The following is a 17,171-nucleotide window of genomic DNA, read 5'->3' as shown; positions in this document are numbered from 1 at the left end:
CTTTGCGGGCGAATCGGCCAAGCAAAGGGAATATCAGAAAATCAAAACTACAATAATAAAAAACTTTCTTTAACTGGAAGAGGCTAAATCGCATGTTAAACCCGTCTGCTACCCCGCGTGCGGAAAAGACGCCGCACGCCACGACATCGGAATTTTCTGAATTACTCGCGGATATAAAAACGCGCAGTGAGGAATTCGAGCAACAGAAATATATCTCGCAGGATATTATTTCACGCTTTAAAAAGATTGGCGTCTACCGCGCGCTGGTGCCAAAACGTTACGGCGGCGATGAAATCTCCCCGGCGGAATTTTGCCAGCTGGTTGAAACCCTCTCCACTGCCGACGGCTCCGCTGGCTGGGTCGCCAGTTTCGGCATGAATCCGTTTTATCTTGGCGGCCTGCCGCTGGCAACCCTGGATGAGCTGTACCGTCACGGCCCGGATATCGTCTTCGCTGGCGGTATCTTCCCACCGCAAAAGGCGACGACGCAGGATGGCGGCTATCGCGTCAGCGGGCGCTGGAGCTTTGCCAGCGGCTGTAGCGGCGCTGAACTCATCGGCGTCGGCATCATTCCGGATGACGGTTCCGCCCGTCCATTGCCGCGTATTGCGGTACTCCCCGCCACTGAGTTCACCATCGATCCGGTGTGGAATACCGTCGGTTTGTCCGGCACCGGCAGCCATGACGTGGTGTTGAATAATGCCTTCGTACCGCAGGAGTGGAGCTTTATTCGCGGCGGCGAGCTCAACCTTGAAGGCGCGTTATACCGCTATCCGGTGCTGTCGCTGGCCACTCAGGTGCTGTCGGTGGTTGCGCTGGGCATCGCCCGCGCCGCGCTCTCAGAAATCTACGCCATCGCCGAGCGCCAAAGTTCGGTCACCGGCGCGCCGTGTCTGGCGGATCGCCAGTTCGCGCAGATGGAAATCGCTCACTGCGAAGCGGAACTGCGTTCGGCGCGCTGCTGGTTCTATGACGCCATCGACGACGTCTGGCAGGCGATTCTGCGCGGCGACGAACCGAATGAAGAGATGATTAACGCCTTGCGCCTCTCTTCTACCCACGTCACCCGCGTCTCTTCTTCAGTCACCACCCGTGCGCTGAAGCTCGCCGGGATGCCGGGCATTTCAATGCACAGCCCGCTGCAGCGCTATGCCCGCGACTCGATGGTGATCACCCAACATGCCTTTATGGGCGAACTGACCTACATCAACGCCGGCAATATGTTCTTCGGCCATCCGCCGCAGCCCGGCTATTTATAACAACACAAGGAGCCATTTATGATCCGCGTACTCTTTTGCATAGGTGTTAATCAGAACTTTTTCGATGCCACGCCGGACGTCGGCAAACAGGTATGGGCCGCCTTCGGCGAGATGATGAAAGGTATCGACAACACCGACGGTATCCACGTACTCGGCAATATGGACGATGACCGGGTCATGGTCGGCCCTTCGACGTCCTGGCCGTGGACCACCTATGTACTGGCCGACGCGCGCGATTTCGACGCCGTCACCGCCGCCTGCAACCTGTTCCGTACCGTTCAGGTCGGCGCGGGGCCGGACCGCCTGTGGAAGTACTGCAAGGTGGAAGCGCGCACCGGTCGCGAACTGATTATTCAGGCCTGATGTATGCGCGAAGAAACGCTGCTGCAGCGCCTCGAAAAACTGGAAGCCGTCGTGCAAATCCGCAACGCCATTAGCCAGTACATGCACCTCTGCGATGATTTAACGCATCCGGATACCGCCCGGCAAATTGGCGAGCTATTTAGCGAAGCGGCTATTTGGCAAGGTATCGGCGAATTATATCAACATAAGCTCGGGCGCCATGAGGGCAGAGAAGCTATCGTCGCGATGATGGCCGCTTATATTAGCGAGCCATCGCACTTCGCCATCAACGTTCATTATTTGACGGCGGAGCATATTAACGTTGGTGAAAATAACCAAGCGATCGGCCGCTGGAAAATGTTGCAAGCCTCGACGTTTCGCCGTGGCGGTTCACATTTAAATAGCGCCGAGCTGATTATTAAATTTATAAAACAAGACGATCAATGGTTAATTCATCATTTTACTACCCGGAATTTATTTAGCCGCCCGGTAGATGACTGGCATTCGCTCGCCGATTTGCCGGTGCCTGATTGTAATTAAAAGAGAGTTGTGGAGAGTGACAATGTCTGAATGTATTCCGGTAAAAAATATCGACACCCACCCTACCGCGGAATCGCTGGCAGCGCTGGTGCAAAGCGATCGGGTTCATACCTGTCTCTATACGTCCGAGGAAATTTTTGACCTCGAGATCGACAAGATTTTTAACCAGACATGGGTATGGGTGGCGCACGAAAGTGAAATTCCCGACGCGGGCAGCTATAAATCGTCGATGGTCGGCACCCAGCCGGTGATCGTGGTCCGCGACCGCAAAGGCAACATCAACGTGCTGCTCAACCGCTGCCGCCACCGCGCCGCCACCGTTTGCGAACATCGCAGCGGCAAAACCAACGGCTTCACCTGCCCATACCACGGCTGGGGCTATGGTCTCGACGGCGCGCTGCGCGGGGTGCCGCATCCTGAAAGCTACGGCGATACGCTGAATAAATCCGAACTTGGCATGGTGCGCCTGCGCGTTGAAAGCTACGCCGGGATGATTTTCGCCAGCTTCAACCACGACATCGAACCGCTGACCGACTTCCTCGGCCCGGCGATGAAGTGGATGGATCTGTTTATGAAACAGGGCGCGGGCTATGCTTTGCAGGCCACCACCGCGCACCGTTTCCGTTTCCCGGGCAATTGGAAAATCCAGTTGGAAAACACCACCGACGGCTATCACTTCCCCATCGTGCATAAGTCGTTTTTAAGCTCGGTCGATAAACAAACGGAAGAGATGCTCAACTTCGTCGACGGTAAAGGCTTTGTCGAAGATCTCGGCAACGGCCACAGCGTCATGGTGATGATCCCCGAACTTATCGATCTGGAAGCCAATCTCGATGCGCCGATTCCTGAGCGCTTTGTCGAGCTGGCCCAGGCCCTGCGCGATGAAGGCCACGAAGAGCAGCAGGTACGACGCATCGTCCGCGCAGTCGGCGGCAGCGGTTTTAACCTTAATCTGTTCCCGAATGTCGCCTGTTCTATGGCGTTCTTCCGCGTGCTGCAGCCGGTGTCGGTCAAAGAGACCGAAATTCATCACGTGGTGTTAACCATGAAAGACGGCCCGGCGATCGCCAACCAGGCGCGGCTACGTCTGCATGAACACTTCCAGGGGCCGATGGGCTTCGGTACCCCCGATGACTCCGAAGCCTGGGAGCGCGTTCAGCGCGGCGGCGGCGCGGGCAACGATCTGTGGATCATGCTCAACCGCGGCCTGCCCGGCGAGAGCCGTACCGCCGATGGTCTGCGTAGCGACGTCAGCGCCGAAACCGGCATGCGCGCCGCTTACCAACAATGGAAACAGTACATGACCGCTGACAGCCGGGGGCAAAAATGAACGTTTCAACCGCATTAAACGCCGCCATCCAGTTTATTAATCAGGAAGCGGACCTGCTCGATCAGGGCGAATTTCGCGAGTGGCTGGCGCTGTGGCGCACCGAGGGAATGTACATCATCCCGATAGACCAACAGACCACCGATTTCGCCAACGTGCTCAACTATGCCTACGACAACCACGAAATGCGGGAAAAACGCGTGCACCGGTTGTACAGCGGCGAATCAATCTCCACCACGCCGCGCGCACGCACCATCCGCATGAGCGGTCGGCATCGTCTGCTCAGCGCCAGCGATGATTGCGTCGAAGTGCGCTGCGCCCAGTTCCTCTACGAATACCGTAAGGGAAATGAACAGCACTACGCCGCCGACGTCACCTATACGCTGGCGCCGGAGGGCGACAGCTTCCGCATCGTACAAAAGGTCGTGCGCCTGATTAACGGCGACGACTTCCTGCATAGCATCGGCTACATCCTGTGAGGCCTTTATGAAACGTAGCGTACTTATTACCGGCGCGGCTAACGGCCTTGGGCTGGTCATCAGCCGCCATCTCTGGCAACAGGGCTATCAGGTGGCGATGGCGGATCTCAGTCTTGATGCTGCGACGCAGAGCGCGCAAGCGATAGATGCCGGTCTGGAGCGATTACTGCCGCTGGCGCTGGATATCCGCGATCCGCAGCAGTTCAGCGCCGCGCTGGCGCAAACCTGCGCCCGCTTCGGCGAGCTGGACGTGCTGGTCAACAATGCCGCGTTGACCCTGACTACGCCGATCATGGAGATCACGGTCGACGAATTCGATCGCGTCACCAGCACGAACTTGCGCGGCACCTTCGTCGGCTGCCAGACCATCGGTCGCTATTTCAGCGAACGCCAGCAGGGCTGCATTATCAACCTCGCATCGTTGGCCGGACAGAACGGCGGCACCGCCTCCGGCGCCCATTATGCGGCGTCTAAAGGCGGCATTATCACGCTGACCAAAGTATTCGCCCGCGCCCTGAGCGCCGCTGGCGTCAGCGTCAACGCGATCGCGCCGGGGCCGCTGGATCTTCCTTCAGTACGCGCTGCGGTACCGGAAGAAAAAATGCCCGCGCTGCTGGAGATGATCCCGATGAAGCGGCTTGGCGATCCGCTGCTGGTCGCCCGCGCGGTGGAGCTGCTGGCGGCGCCGTCCGCTACCTTTATTACCGGCGCGACCTGGGATATCAACGGCGGCATTTATATGCGTTAAGCCCTTCTCGGGCGGAGAACAACCATGGCTGAAACATTCATCGTACGCGTCACAGAACGCGACATTCAGGGAGCTGATGTGGTGGTCCTGACGCTGGCCTCGCCGGACGGCGCTCCCCTGCCCCCATTTAGCGCCGGCGCACATATCGATCTGCATCTCGGTGATGGCATCGTGCGCCAGTATTCGCTGTGCGGCAGCGCCCATCACCCGCAGAGCTATCGGCTGGGGATCCTCAAAGATCGTGCCTCGCGCGGCGGTTCGCTGGCGGCGCACGCGTTACAGTCCGGCGACGAGGTGCGGATTAGCGCGCCGCGCAACCTGTTTGAACTGGAGATGTCCGCCAGCCACAGTCTGCTGATTGGCGGCGGCATTGGTATTACGCCGATGCTGGCGATGGCCGATACGCTGTTTCGCGCCGGGAAATCTTTCGAGGTGCACTACTGTGGCCACAGCCGCGATGAAATGGCTTTCTTAACTGAGCTGGCGGATTGTCACTTTAGCGACCACGTTCGCCTGCATATCAGCGATGAAGGCCACAAGATCCGCCCGCAGGAACTCCTGACGCCTCATGCTGCCGCCGGGCATCTGTACGTTTGCGGCCCGGAAGGCTTTATGGCGTGGATCAACGAGGCGGCTCAGGGTTGCGGCTTTACCGCGGAACGACTGCATCAAGAGTATTTCAACCGCGAGGTGGAAACCTGTGGCGACCGTTTTGAGGTCGAGGTCCCGGAACTCGGCCTCACCGTCGCCGTCGCGGAAAACGAGACCATTGTCGCCGCGCTGCAAAAGGCAGGTATCAAGGTCAAAGTCTCCTGTGAACAAGGAGTCTGCGGAACCTGCCTCGCTAACGTTTGCAGCGGCGTACCAGACCACCGCGACGAGTATTTAACCGAAGAAGAACGCGAAGACAACGACCAGATCCTGCTGTGCTGTTCGCGGGCCAAAACCCCCCGACTGGTTATCGAAGGCTTCGAATACGTCAAACTGAAATAACGGGTATTGCTATGAACCTGACATCTGATTTTCGTAATGCCATGGCGCAGTTGGGTAGCGCGATCACCATCATTACCACCGATGGCCCGGCGGGCCGCTTCGGCTTTACCGCATCGGCGGTGTGCAGTGTCACCGATTCGCCGCCGACGCTGCTGGTGTGCATGAACCGCTCATCCTTCGCCCACGCTAAATTCCAGGAAAACGGCGTGCTGTGCGTCAACGTGCTCTCCGGTCAGCATCAGCAGCTTTCCGGAGTATTTGCCAATGGACAGATCCGTTCGGAAGAGCGCTTCCTACACGATGAATGGCTGGCGTTAAAGACCGGTTCGCCGGTGCTGGCTTCCGCCGTCGCTAACTGCGACTGCACCATTTCGACCAGTCACGAAGTGGGCAGCCACAGCGTATTTTACTGCGAGGTCAAACAGATCCGCTTCGGCAATCCCAGCGATGGGCTGGTCTGGTTTAACCGCCAGTTCCATACCCTCAGCACGGCATCCTGCCGTTAAGTCTCGTCATAACCATAACAATCTGCCGACACATCGCCCGGCGCCATCCGGCGCCGCCTGATTCACCTGCACTGGAGTTCATATTATGTCTGGAGCTGCGAGCGGTACGACGGTCCCCCCGACGCAATCGATGCGTAAATTAATCATCGGCTCTTTTCTCGGTAATTCGCTGGAATGGTATGACTTTTTTCTCTATGGCACCGCGGCGGCGCTGGTTTTTGGCCCGCTCTTCTTCCCCGCCAGCAACGACCCGCTGCTCGGTTCATTTTTGGCATTTTCCGGCTTTGCCATCGGCTTTATCGCCCGCCCGCTCGGCGGGGTAATATTTGGCCATCTCGGAGATAAATACAGCCGCAAAATGACCCTCATCATCACCCTGACGCTGATGGGCGCCAGCACCTTCTTCATTGGCCTGCTGCCAACCTATGCGCACATCGGCATCCTGGCGCCGATTGCCCTGATTACCTTGCGCTTCGTACAGGGCGTCGCTTCCGGCGGCGAATGGGGCGGCGGCGTATTGATGCTCAGCGAGAACGCCCCCGAAAGCCAGAAAGGCTACTACACCGCCTGGAGCCAGGTTGGTGTCTCCGGCGGATTCGTGCTGTCGTCGTTAGCGTTTTATCTGGTGCAGCTGCTGCCGCAGGAGGATGTACTGGCGTGGGCGTGGCGTATTCCATTCCTGCTCAGCCTGTTTATCTTTCTGGTCGGTGTCTATATCCGGCGTAATATTCAGGAGAACGCCGAATTTGTGGCGCGTAAAACGCAGAACGAAGGACATCAGGAAGAACACCATTTACCGGTGCTCAGCGCGTGTAAAAACTATCCGCGCGCAATCTTACAGGCGATCGGCCTGCGGCTGGCGGAAAATGGCGCGGTGTATATCTTCTTCACCTTTTCGGTGGTGTATTGCAAACATATCGGTATCGACACCCGCGAGGTGATCGCCGCGGTGACCATCGCGATGGCAGTGGAAATCACCACCATCCTCGGCTGGGGTTGGCTTTCCGATCGCATTGGCCGCAAGCGGGTTTACTATCTCGGCGTAGTCGGCATGGCGCTGGTCGCCTTCCCTTTCTTCTGGCTGCTACAGGTGCACACTTTTCCAGCGATTCTGCTCGCCATGCTACTGGCGCTGCCGGTATGCCACGGCGCGATGATCGCCGCCCAGCCGTGCATGATGGTCGATCTGTTTCCGGTGGAAGTACGCTATACCGGGTTAGCGTTAGGGCATGAGATTGGCGCGGTCATTTCCGGCGGCATCAGCCCAATGCTGGCGGTGGCTTTCTTAATGGCCTGGGATAGTTATGTGCCGATTGCGCTGATGTTGCTGACCTTCGCGCTGCTGGCGTTGGTCGCGCTGGTGAGTATTCACCCGCCGCAGTCGCGGCGCGAACCCGCGGCGACGGTGTAAAAAACGGCCCCGAGCGCATGATGGCTCTCCGCGCGCGGGGCATTAGCGAGTTGCGTTCAACGTTTCCAGCGGGAAAGGCCGATCCTGTACTACCGTCTTCATCACCAGCGTCGAACGCAAATGCTGCACGCCCGGCATCGCCGACAGCTTGTCATCATAGAGTTTCTGGAAGGCCGGGAGATCCCGGGAGACCACATGCATCAGATAGTCCGGATCGCCAAACAGCCGCTGCGCCAGCACAATCTGCGGAATCTCCGCCACCGCCTCTTCAAAAGCGCTAACCGCTTTCTTATCGCCCTCTTTTAGGGTGGCAAAAACGATAGCCAAAAAATTGAACCCCATTTTGCCGGGGTCGAGGTTGGCGCGATAGCCGGTGATCACCCCCTCTTGCTCCAACGCGCGTAAGCGCCGGTGGCAGGGAGAGAGGCTCAGATTGACCCGCTCCGCCAGTTCGGTAATCGACAGACGTCCGTCTGACTGTAGCTCAGCAAGAATTTTTCGATCTATGCTATCCATTTAGAAGATTTTCTCTTTAATGATCGATTTTTGACATAACATTGAAAGCTCATTTCGCCCCGATGTCGATATTCTTTCTCACACGATACCCCATTTTGTGAGCAAGTTATGCCTACTATCGTTGCGGAGCGCTGCCGATGGAAATGAGCCTGGTCGCCAGCTTCTGGATTGTGTCTTTCCTGTTGATCATCACCCCCGGAGCCGACTGGGCCTATGCCATCAGCGCTGGGATCCATGGCCGCCGCGTTGTGCCGGCGGTAATGGGGTTGATGTCCGGCCATCTGTTGGCGACAATCGTCGTCGTCGCCGGGATCGGCGTACTGATCGCGCGCCACCCGCTGGCGCTATCGGCCCTCACTCTGCTTGGCGCCGCCTACCTGCTGTGGCTCGGCGTGATGATATTACGTCATCCGGCCGCGCCGAACGCGGCGCAGCAGTTGTCTGGCAGTTGGAACACATGGGCGGTAAAAGGGTTATGTATTAGCGGACTTAATCCAAAAGTCTTCCTGCTCTTCCTGGCGCTGCTGCCGCAGTTTACCGATCCACACGGCAGTTGGCCGTTAGCGCTGCAAATGTCAGCACTGGGCGGCATGCACCTCGTCACCTGTACGCTGATTTATCTGCTGGTCGGTTACGGCTCACGCGCGGTACTGGCGACCCGCCCCCTGGCGGCAAAGGCCGTGAGCGTGGTTTCAGGTCTGATCATGGTCGCTATTGCTATTCTCCTGTTCTACCAGCAGTTAAGATAATTCGTAGGTTCCGGCGCCAGAAAGCGAAATTCAATGGCGCCATAACCCCTCGTCGACAAATATAATCCAGTGCGACTCGCGGCTATTTAAACGCTGGCACACGAGGAGAAACTTATCTATTTCGCACACGGTTCAGGATGAATTATTCATATATCATAGGCAGTTACGCAAAAATTGGCTCACACCAATAATTTCCTAAAACCCCCAAAAAACTCCTGTTCTATCTTCCCTTTATTGATTTCAGAACCAGGAAAATTCCATCATTCAATAATAAGTAAAATCCATCACGGAAACGTCTGCACATTTATTAACGCTATTCTCTCTACGATTTTTGCAGTATGGTTTAATTGCTGTTGGAGTGTTGCAGTGAATGCTATCAAGTGCCTATGGCGGTTTGCATGCGACAAGATCATTTACGCAATAGCAACCTGTTTATTGAGGCAAGTCTCCTCATGGGTAACGGTTTCAAGGTTATCCAGCCAGGACTCAGTTTATTACCATACTCACCGTCTGTTTTTAACAGTCGGTAGTCTATGCCCTTGTTGCTAAGCGCGCATAACCAAGAGGAGAAAAGGATGAACAGGACGTGTAAACTCCCAGGAAAACCAATATGCATCAGTCGTCTGTGTGCTTTACCCCAGCGACGCGCCTGCGTACCTCGCCCCGGCGATGAACAGACTTCATTATATCCGCTGGATTTCACACCGCCTTACAGCGGTAAAATCCTTGTCACTTGAGGGATATTAAAAGCGACCAGCATCATGCTTATTCATAAAGTACGAAACATATCTTCGGATCCTGTAATAGGCCAACCAGAGCCTATAGGATAGTCATGTACGCCTGCAATAAAAGGGAACATAATGAAGAATAATGCCGATATAAAAAAAAGGAACTTCCTGACTCAGAATGAAATAGAGTCACTTCTTAACGCTGCTAATAGCGGACCACATGCAGCCCGAAATTATTGCCTGACATTACTCTGTTTTATTCATGGTTTTCGTGCCAGTGAAATTTGCCGTCTACGGATTTCTGATATTGATCTACGCTCAAAATGTATTTACATCCACCGCTTAAAAAAAGGATTTTCCACAACACATCCATTGTTGAATAAAGAGATCCAGGCGCTAAAGCGCTGGTTGGATATTCGTGACGAATACCCGCAATCCGATAGCGAGTGGCTATTTTTATCGCGTAAAGGCAATCCGCTTTCACGCCAGCAGTTTTACCAGATTATTTCTGCCTCCGGCGATCAGGCTGGGTTGCCGCTGGAAATTCACCCGCACATGCTACGACACTCCTGCGGCTTCGCGCTGGCCAATATGGGCATTGATACTCGCCTGATTCAGGACTATCTGGGTCACCGCAACATCCGCCATACCGTCTGGTACACGGCCAGCAACGCCGGGCGCTTTTACGGCATCTGGGATAAGTCACACGAGAAACAACGCACTTCTCTTTTCCAGTAAGGGCACGCTACGCCATGGATGGCGTTTCGTAATCAATGCTTCACCTACTGGTTTAGCACTGTTGAAAATTTACTCCATTATCGTTGTGATATAGCGCAAAATAGTTCAGATATAGATTTTTTCTTACGAAACATTAATAAAAATTAACCATACGTTAAATATGTTTATTGTTCTTAAAAGTTCTTATTTGGAACATGAAAAAAATGTTCCTATGCACCTGTAATTTATCAGGATATCAGTTCGTCATTTATTGTTAAATTAATCCTTTCAGCACATTTTTTCCGTCCAATAAATAGCTAGCATTAACTTTTTTCCTTGCTATTTTATGCACCTGGCGGCGACCTACCGCCGTTCTATTGTGGTAAAGAATAAAATCGATAAAAATAAGAATTATCGCGTGGCGGTAATTTATACATATGTAAATGTAATGTGATACCTGTTTTGTCATTAGCCCCTTCAAATATTACGGCCTTTGCATTCAGATTATTTTTTATCCATCCTGGGATTTTTTTCTCAGGATCTCCCTTACGAGTCAATTTAAATTCAGGAGCTCAATACTGTGAACCGACGTCGTTTTCTCACCGCCAAAGAAGTGCAGGCTATGATGCAGGCCGCTCGCCACGGGCCGACCGGGGAGCGGGATTACTGTCTGATCCTGCTGGCCTTTCGCCACGGTATGCGCATCAGCGAGTTGCTCGATCTGCACTACCGCGATCTCGATCTCAATGAAGGACGCATTAACGTTCGCCGTTTGAAGAACGGCTTCTCTACCGTCCACCCGTTGCGCTTCGATGAGCGTGAAGCTATCGAGCGCTGGACCCAGCAACGGGCAAGCTGGAAAGCCGCTGCGAAAACCGACGCGCTATTTATTTCACGCCGCGGCACCCCGCTTTCACGTCAGCAGGCTTATCGTATTATCCGTTCCGCCGGGGAGGACGCCGGTACCGTGACTCACACTCATCCACATATGTTGCGTCATGCCTGCGGCTACGAGCTGGCGGAAAGGGGCGCAGATACCCGTTTGATTCAGGATTATCTCGGTCATCGCAATATTCGTCACACGGTGCGTTATACCGCCAGTAATGCAGCGCGTTTTGCCGGAATATGGGAAAGAAACAACCTTTTAGAGGAAAATTTACAAGCGCAGAAGAAATAGGATAACCAATTGATAAAAAGGAAAATTTTTAATATCGAACAAGTCAATTGGGGCCAAACTGTCTATATCATAAAAATGTTTTGTAATCTTTTGCAACTGACAAGTGCATATTTCGGCAAAAAAAATCTTATCTTATTGATTTACACTACATTCTACAGATCGCTTTCTTTACTTTTCTTCACCAGACTTTCCCCTTCTCGCCCGGACATCAACATCAAACTCCAGCCCATCGTTTTTCCCTACCTCACAAAACTATAGTTTTTAACACCAATAAATAAACAATCAACAGCATATAAACCCAAAAACAAATCGAGATAAACAAAATAAAAGCCGTAAATCCCGATGAGTCAAAATGGCCCCAATTGACTCATCAGTTGGGCGAAAACTGTGCAGAACCGGCAGTCGAACCATTCGGCTGATATATGGAATGCCTGGAAGGCACAACGACTGCCAATTTCGGTTCGTAATATCGATTTTGTTTAAAGGAAAACAGCATGAAAATCAAAACACTGGCAATCGTTGTTCTGTCAGCCCTGTCCCTGAGCTCCGCGGCGGCCCTGGCTGATACCACCACGGTCAATGGCGGTACAGTGCATTTTAAAGGAGAAATCGTCAACGCAGCCTGTGCAGTCGATGCCGGTTCTATCGATCAGACCGTTCAGTTAGGCCAGGTTCGTTCGGCAAAACTGGCTACTGCGGGCAGCACCAGCTCCGCCGTTGGCTTCAACATTCAGTTAGATGATTGTGACACCACCGTTTCCACCAAAGCTTCCGTAGCGTTCTCCGGTACCGCGGTTGATACCACCAACACCAGCGTTCTGGCGCTGCAGAGCTCCGCTGCTGGCGGCGCGACCAACGTCGGCGTTCAGATCCTCGACAAAACCGGCACTCCGCTGGATCTGGACGGCGCGACCTTCAGCGCGGCCACCACGCTGAACGACGGCACCAACATCATTCCTTTCCAGGCGCGTTACTACGCCACTGGCGCGGCCACTGCCGGTACTGCTAACGCAGACGCCACCTTCAAAGTGCAGTACGAGTAATTCAAACATCAGACAGGGAAGCATTCCGGGCCAGGACGGCCCGTTATCCACAACGGGACTGGGGTGATAACGATGCAAGGAGTGAAGACAGGTCTGCTGATGTTTCTGCTACCGCCGCTGGCACTGGCCGGCAATCACTGGAACGTCACGGTGGCCGGGGGAAACATGCGTTTCCAGGGGGTCATCATCGCCGAATCCTGCCGCGTTGAGGCAGGCGACCAGCAGATGACGGTCAACATGGGGCAGATCAGCAGCAATCGCTTTCATTCACCAGGGGAAGATGCCAACCCCGTGCCATTCGATATTCACCTTCAGGATTGCAGTACCGCGGTCAGCCAGCGCGTCGGCGTATCGTTTAGCGGCGTGGCGGATGGCAAAAATCCGGACGTGCTCTCGGTTGGCGAAGGACCGGGGATCGCCACCGGTGTCGGCATCGCGTTATTTGATAAAGAAGACCAGCTGATCCCGCTCAATAGCCCGCCGGGCGCCTGGCGGCGGCTGTATACCGGCCCCACCACGCTGCATTTCGTGGCCAAATATCGGGCGACCGGTAATCAGGTCACCGGGGGAGCGGCAAACGCGCAAGTTTGGTTTTCTCTGACCTACCAGTAATTAACCAGCAGAGATGCCGGAAACAGGAAACAACGGTGAGTACAAAAGGGGTAAACGTGAAAAAGAGACTGGGGATGATGCGCGGACTACTGGCGGGATTCTTGATGGTAGCCACGAGCGGTTACTCCGCCTGGGCGCAGGCCGGCGTCGCGCTCGGCGCCACGCGGGTTATCTATCCGGCCGGGCAAAAACAGGTTCAGTTAGGCGTCACCAACAATGACAATAACAGCACCTACCTGATTCAGTCATGGGTGGAGAACGCCGATGGCGGCAAAGATGGCCGCTTCGTGATCACACCGCCGCTGTTTGCCATGCAGGGGAAAAAAGAGAATACCCTGCGCATTATTGATGCCACCAATCAGCAATTACCGCAGGATCGCGAAAGTCTGTTCTGGATTAACGTCAAAGCCATTCCTTCAATGGACAAATCCAGACTCAGCGACAACACCCTGCAGCTGGCGATTATCAGCCGCATCAAGCTCTACTATCGCCCGGCGAAGCTGGCGCTGCCGCCGGATCAGGCCGCAGAAAAGCTGAGCTTCAGCCGCAGCGGTTCATCGCTCACGCTCACGAACCCGACCCCTTACTACCTGACGGTCACCGAACTCAATGCCGGAACCCGCGTGCTGGAAAACGCGCTGGTGCCGCCGATGGGCAAAACCTCCGTCAAACTGCCGCCGGATGCCGGTAGCAACATTACCTATCGCACAATTAATGACTACGGCGCGCTGACTCCGCCAGTGAAAGGCGTGCTGCATTAACACAGGATGGTCCGCCGGGCGGGCCACTCCGCGCATAACAATAAGAACTGACAGCCGGGCGACTTCAGACCGGAGGGACTATGTCACATCTCAAATATGGACTGGACCGTTTTGGTTCCCGCAGCGCCAGGCATCGCCCACGCGCGACTTTGACCATGGCGAAACTCCCCGTGGCGCTCTGTTTTGCCCTGCTGACGGGTCACGCGCAGGCGGATCTCTATTTTAACCCGCGTTTTTTGGCTGACGATCCCGCCGCGGTGGCGGATCTTTCCGGTTTTGAAAACGGGCAGGAAGTGCCGCCCGGCACCTATCGCGTCGATATCTATCTTAACGACGGCTTTATGACCACCCGCGACGTGGCGTTTCATCGCGGCGAAAAGGGCCACGGCCTGAGCCCGTGTCTGACCCGTGGACAGTTGGCCAGTATGGGCGTCAACACCGCGGCGGTGAGCGGGATGAACGCCCTCGCCGCTGACGCCTGCGTGCCGCTCACTGAGCTTATCAACGATGCGACGACGCGCTTCGATGTCGGCCAGCAGCGCCTGTACCTCACCGTGCCTCAGGCCTTTATGGGCAACCGCGCGCGCGGCTATATTCCGCCGGAACTCTGGGATGACGGCATCAATGCCGGGCTGTTGAACTACAACTTCACCGGTAACAACGTCCACAACGATACCGGCGGCAGCAGCAATTACGCCTATTTAAACCTGCAAAGCGGCCTTAATCTCGGCGCCTGGCGCCTGCGGGATAACACCACCTGGAGCTACAGCAGCGGCGGCAGCAGTGCCGGCAACGAGAATAAATGGCAGCACGTTAACACCTGGCTGGAGCGGGATATTACCCCGCTGCGTTCACGTCTGACCCTTGGCGACAGCTACACCAACGGCGATGTCTTCGACGGCATTAACTTCCGCGGCGCCCAGCTGGCGAGCGATGACAATATGCTGCCGGATAGCCAGAAAGGCTTTGCCCCGGTGATCCACGGTATCGCCCGCGGCACCGCGCAGGTATCGATCAAACAAAACGGCTATGAGATTTACCAGAGCACGGTACCGCCGGGCCCGTTCACCATTAACGATCTCTACGCCGCAGGCAACGGCGGCGACCTGCAGGTGACCATTAAAGAAAACGATGGCACCAGCCAGGTCTTCAGCGTGCCGTGGTCAACGGTGCCGGTGCTGCAGCGCGAAGGCCATACCCGCTACGCATTGACCGCCGGGGAATACCGCAGCGGCAACGATCAGCAGGAAGAGCCAAAGTTCTTCCAGAGCACCCTCTTACACGGCCTGCCCGCAGGCTGGACGCTGTACGGCGGTACCCAGCTTGCCGACCGCTACGGCGCCTTTAACGCCGGCGTGGGGAAAAACATGGGCGATTTCGGTGCCGTGTCGCTGGATATTACCCAGGCCAACGCCACGCTGCCCGACGACAGCGATCATCAGGGGCAGTCGATCCGCTTCCTCTATAACAAATCGCTGAGCGATGTCGGCACCAATATCCAGCTCGTGGGCTATCGCTACTCCACTAAAGGTTATTACAGCTTTGCCGATACTACCTACCGCCGGATGAGCGGTTACGACGTGCAGACCCAGGACGGGGTGATCCAGGTGAAACCGAAATTCACCGATTACTACAACCTCGCCTACAACAAGCGCGGCAAGGTACAGGTGAGCGTCACTCAGCAACTGGGACGCACCGCCACGCTCTATCTGAGCGGCAGCCATCAGACCTACTGGTCGACCGGCAAGGCGGATCAGCAACTGCAGGCCGGACTGAACGCCGCAGTTGACGATATCAACTGGACGCTGAGCTACAGCCTGACGAAAAACGCCTGGCAGCAAGGCCGCGATCAGATGCTGGCGGTCAACGTCAATATTCCGTTCAGCCACTGGCTACGTTCCGATAGCAAATCCGTCTGGCGGCACGCCAGCGCCAGTTACAGCATGTCGCACGATCTGAATGGCCGGATGACCAATCTGGCGGGGCTCTACGGCACCCTGCTGGAAGACAACAACCTGAGCTATAGCGTGCAGACCGGTTACGCCAGCGGCGGCGAAGGTGATAGCAACGGCACCGGCTATGCGGCGCTGAACTACCGCGGCGGCTACGGCAACGCCAACGTCGGCTACAGCCGCAGCGACGGCTTCAGACAGCTGTACTACGGCGTCAGCGGCGGCGTACTGGCCCACGCCAACGGCGTGACCTTAAGCCAGCCGCTGAATGACACAGTGGTGCTGGTGAAAGCGCCGGGCGCTGACAACGTCAAAGTGGAAAATCAGACCGGGGTACGCACCGACTGGCGCGGCTACGCGGTGCTGCCTTACGCCACCGAATACCGGGAAAACCGGGTAGCGCTGGATACCAATACGCTTGCCGATAACGTCGATCTCGACGATGCGGTGGTCAGCGTGGTGCCGACCCACGGCGCCATCGTGCGGGCGTACTTCAAAGCCCATGTCGGGGTCAAATTGCTGATGACCCTCAGCCATAACGGCAAACCGGTTCCGTTCGGCGCGATGGTCACTTCGGGCAGCAACCAGAGCGGCAGCATCGTGGCCGATAACGGCCAGGTTTACCTGAGCGGGATGCCGCTCGCCGGCAGCGTACAGGTGAAATGGGGCGAAGGGGCGGACGCCAGTTGTGTGGCCAGCTATCGCCTGCCGGAAGAGAGTCAGCGGCAGGCGCTGAGCCAGCTATCGGCAGAGTGCCGTTAAGGAACGCATGATGATGAAAAAACCACTTAACCTGCTCGGCGCCGTATTGACGCTGGTCTGCGCCAGTGCCTTCGCGGCGGACAGCACCATCACCATCAGCGGCTACGTGCGCGATAACGCCTGCGCGGTGGCTACCGAATCGAAAGAGTTTACCGTCGATCTGATGGATAACGCCGCCAGACAGTTTAACGCCGTCGGCGCCACTACCCCGCTGGTGCCGTTCCGTATTGTGCTGTCACCCTGTGGCAGTTCGGTCACGGCGGTTAAGGTCGGCTTTAGTGGCACCCAGGATAGCGACAATAACGACCTGCTAAAAATCGATGGCGGCGCGTCAGCCGCGGCGGGTATGGCCGTGCAGATCCTGAACAGCCAGCAGGCGATGCTGCCGATCAACGCCCCATCTTCATCGATCGCCTGGACAACGCTGACGCCGGGGCAGACCAATACCCTCGGTTTTTATGCCCGGCTGATGGCGACCCGCGTTCCGGTGACCGCCGGCCACGTGTATGCCACCGCGACCTTTACCCTTGAATTCCAGTAACCGGAGGC

The 17,171-nt window shown here is 55.9% G+C and carries 18 protein-coding genes; 17 read left to right on the top strand and 1 reads right to left on the bottom strand.

Features of this window, described 5'->3' with window-relative positions:
• Window positions 1-92: 92 nt before the first annotated feature.
• From PYR66_04345 to PYR66_04305, 9 genes are all read left to right on the top strand, one after another.
• The gene (locus PYR66_04345; protein WEF28968.1) at window positions 93-1,259 is read left to right on the top strand and encodes an acyl-CoA dehydrogenase family protein; all 1,167 of its coding nucleotides are present in this window, start codon (window positions 93-95) and stop codon (window positions 1,257-1,259) included.
• Between the two features lie 18 nt (window positions 1,260-1,277).
• Window positions 1,278-1,622 carry an IacB protein gene (locus PYR66_04340; GenBank protein WEF28967.1) on the top strand — a complete coding sequence of 115 codons (345 nt, stop codon included), beginning with the start codon at window positions 1,278-1,280 and terminating at the stop codon, window positions 1,620-1,622.
• A gap of 3 nt (window positions 1,623-1,625) precedes the next feature.
• A complete protein-coding gene (locus PYR66_04335) occupies window positions 1,626-2,141 on the top strand; it encodes a nuclear transport factor 2 family protein (GenBank protein ID WEF28966.1) in 516 nt (171 codons plus the stop codon).
• A 22-nt stretch (window positions 2,142-2,163) separates the two neighbouring features.
• Complete coding sequence (locus tag PYR66_04330) at window positions 2,164-3,471, top strand: aromatic ring-hydroxylating dioxygenase subunit alpha (protein ID WEF28965.1); 1,308 nt, start codon at window positions 2,164-2,166, stop codon at window positions 3,469-3,471.
• Window positions 3,468-3,947, top strand: coding sequence for an aromatic-ring-hydroxylating dioxygenase subunit beta (locus tag PYR66_04325; GenBank protein ID WEF28964.1), 480 nt, complete (start codon window positions 3,468-3,470; stop codon window positions 3,945-3,947). The genes PYR66_04330 and PYR66_04325 overlap by 4 nt, the downstream gene beginning before the upstream one ends.
• A 7-nt stretch (window positions 3,948-3,954) precedes the next feature.
• The gene (locus PYR66_04320) at window positions 3,955-4,695 is read left to right on the top strand and encodes an SDR family oxidoreductase (protein WEF28963.1); all 741 of its coding nucleotides are present in this window, start codon (window positions 3,955-3,957) and stop codon (window positions 4,693-4,695) included.
• Between the two features lie 24 nt (window positions 4,696-4,719).
• A complete protein-coding gene (locus PYR66_04315) occupies window positions 4,720-5,688 on the top strand; it encodes a PDR/VanB family oxidoreductase (protein WEF28962.1) in 969 nt (322 codons plus the stop codon).
• 11 nt (window positions 5,689-5,699) lie between these two features.
• The gene (locus PYR66_04310) at window positions 5,700-6,194 is read left to right on the top strand and encodes a flavin reductase (protein ID WEF28961.1); all 495 of its coding nucleotides are present in this window, start codon (window positions 5,700-5,702) and stop codon (window positions 6,192-6,194) included.
• 130 nt (window positions 6,195-6,324) lie between these two features.
• On the top strand, window positions 6,325-7,605 hold the full coding sequence (locus tag PYR66_04305; GenBank protein ID WEF30355.1) for an MFS transporter: 1,281 nt from the start codon (window positions 6,325-6,327) through the stop codon (window positions 7,603-7,605).
• Between the two features lie 42 nt (window positions 7,606-7,647).
• Here PYR66_04305 and PYR66_04300 read toward each other — a convergent pair whose 3' ends face one another.
• Window positions 7,648-8,121, bottom strand: a complete 474-nt coding sequence (locus PYR66_04300; GenBank protein WEF28960.1) for an Lrp/AsnC family transcriptional regulator — start codon at window positions 8,119-8,121, stop codon at window positions 7,648-7,650.
• Window positions 8,122-8,258: 137 nt separating this feature from the next.
• Between PYR66_04300 and PYR66_04295 the strand changes: the two genes are divergently transcribed.
• The 8 genes from PYR66_04295 (at window position 8,259) to PYR66_04260 (ending at window position 17,163) form a co-directional block, all read left to right on the top strand.
• Window positions 8,259-8,870, top strand: coding sequence for a LysE family translocator (locus PYR66_04295; GenBank protein ID WEF28959.1), 612 nt, complete (start codon window positions 8,259-8,261; stop codon window positions 8,868-8,870).
• A gap of 860 nt (window positions 8,871-9,730) precedes the next feature.
• On the top strand, window positions 9,731-10,336 hold the full coding sequence (locus PYR66_04290; GenBank protein WEF28958.1) for a tyrosine-type DNA invertase: 606 nt from the start codon (window positions 9,731-9,733) through the stop codon (window positions 10,334-10,336).
• Between the two features lie 559 nt (window positions 10,337-10,895).
• Window positions 10,896-11,492: a type 1 fimbria switch DNA invertase FimE gene (fimE, locus tag PYR66_04285; protein WEF28957.1), complete on the top strand. Its 597-nt coding sequence runs from the start codon at window positions 10,896-10,898 to the stop codon at window positions 11,490-11,492.
• Between the two features lie 494 nt (window positions 11,493-11,986).
• Window positions 11,987-12,535 carry a type 1 fimbrial major subunit FimA gene (gene fimA / locus PYR66_04280; protein ID WEF28956.1) on the top strand — a complete coding sequence of 183 codons (549 nt, stop codon included), beginning with the start codon at window positions 11,987-11,989 and terminating at the stop codon, window positions 12,533-12,535.
• A gap of 72 nt (window positions 12,536-12,607) precedes the next feature.
• The gene (locus tag PYR66_04275; protein WEF28955.1) at window positions 12,608-13,147 is read left to right on the top strand and encodes a fimbrial protein; all 540 of its coding nucleotides are present in this window, start codon (window positions 12,608-12,610) and stop codon (window positions 13,145-13,147) included.
• Window positions 13,148-13,221: 74 nt separating this feature from the next.
• Window positions 13,222-13,908, top strand: coding sequence for a fimbria/pilus periplasmic chaperone (locus PYR66_04270; GenBank protein ID WEF30354.1), 687 nt, complete (start codon window positions 13,222-13,224; stop codon window positions 13,906-13,908).
• An 80-nt stretch (window positions 13,909-13,988) separates the two neighbouring features.
• Window positions 13,989-16,622 carry a fimbrial biogenesis usher protein gene (locus PYR66_04265; GenBank protein WEF28954.1) on the top strand — a complete coding sequence of 878 codons (2,634 nt, stop codon included), beginning with the start codon at window positions 13,989-13,991 and terminating at the stop codon, window positions 16,620-16,622.
• A gap of 10 nt (window positions 16,623-16,632) precedes the next feature.
• On the top strand, window positions 16,633-17,163 hold the full coding sequence (locus PYR66_04260; GenBank protein WEF30353.1) for a fimbrial protein: 531 nt from the start codon (window positions 16,633-16,635) through the stop codon (window positions 17,161-17,163).
• Window positions 17,164-17,171: the final 8 nt, after the last annotated feature.

This window comes from Klebsiella aerogenes (assembly GCA_029027985.1).
GTDB lineage: Bacteria > Pseudomonadota > Gammaproteobacteria > Enterobacterales > Enterobacteriaceae > Klebsiella > Klebsiella aerogenes_A.
The sequence above is the reverse complement of the archived record's forward strand: the minus strand, read 5'-3'. Positions and strand labels throughout refer to the sequence as shown.

Coding starts and splice junctions, on each gene's coding strand:
- PYR66_04345 (WEF28968.1), top strand. CDS start 93: ATGTTAAACCCGTCTGCTACCCCGCGTGCGGAAAAGACGCCGCACGCC.
- PYR66_04340 (WEF28967.1), top strand. CDS start 1,278: ATGATCCGCGTACTCTTTTGCATAGGTGTTAATCAGAACTTTTTCGAT.
- PYR66_04335 (WEF28966.1), top strand. CDS start 1,626: ATGCGCGAAGAAACGCTGCTGCAGCGCCTCGAAAAACTGGAAGCCGTC.
- PYR66_04330 (WEF28965.1), top strand. CDS start 2,164: ATGTCTGAATGTATTCCGGTAAAAAATATCGACACCCACCCTACCGCG.
- PYR66_04325 (WEF28964.1), top strand. CDS start 3,468: ATGAACGTTTCAACCGCATTAAACGCCGCCATCCAGTTTATTAATCAG.
- PYR66_04320 (WEF28963.1), top strand. CDS start 3,955: ATGAAACGTAGCGTACTTATTACCGGCGCGGCTAACGGCCTTGGGCTG.
- PYR66_04315 (WEF28962.1), top strand. CDS start 4,720: ATGGCTGAAACATTCATCGTACGCGTCACAGAACGCGACATTCAGGGA.
- PYR66_04310 (WEF28961.1), top strand. CDS start 5,700: ATGAACCTGACATCTGATTTTCGTAATGCCATGGCGCAGTTGGGTAGC.
- PYR66_04305 (WEF30355.1), top strand. CDS start 6,325: ATGCGTAAATTAATCATCGGCTCTTTTCTCGGTAATTCGCTGGAATGG.
- PYR66_04300 (WEF28960.1), bottom strand. CDS start 8,121: ATGGATAGCATAGATCGAAAAATTCTTGCTGAGCTACAGTCAGACGGA.
- PYR66_04295 (WEF28959.1), top strand. CDS start 8,259: ATGGAAATGAGCCTGGTCGCCAGCTTCTGGATTGTGTCTTTCCTGTTG.
- PYR66_04290 (WEF28958.1), top strand. CDS start 9,731: ATGAAGAATAATGCCGATATAAAAAAAAGGAACTTCCTGACTCAGAAT.
- fimA (WEF28956.1), top strand. CDS start 11,987: ATGAAAATCAAAACACTGGCAATCGTTGTTCTGTCAGCCCTGTCCCTG.
- PYR66_04275 (WEF28955.1), top strand. CDS start 12,608: ATGCAAGGAGTGAAGACAGGTCTGCTGATGTTTCTGCTACCGCCGCTG.
- PYR66_04270 (WEF30354.1), top strand. CDS start 13,222: ATGATGCGCGGACTACTGGCGGGATTCTTGATGGTAGCCACGAGCGGT.
- PYR66_04265 (WEF28954.1), top strand. CDS start 13,989: ATGTCACATCTCAAATATGGACTGGACCGTTTTGGTTCCCGCAGCGCC.
- PYR66_04260 (WEF30353.1), top strand. CDS start 16,633: ATGATGAAAAAACCACTTAACCTGCTCGGCGCCGTATTGACGCTGGTC.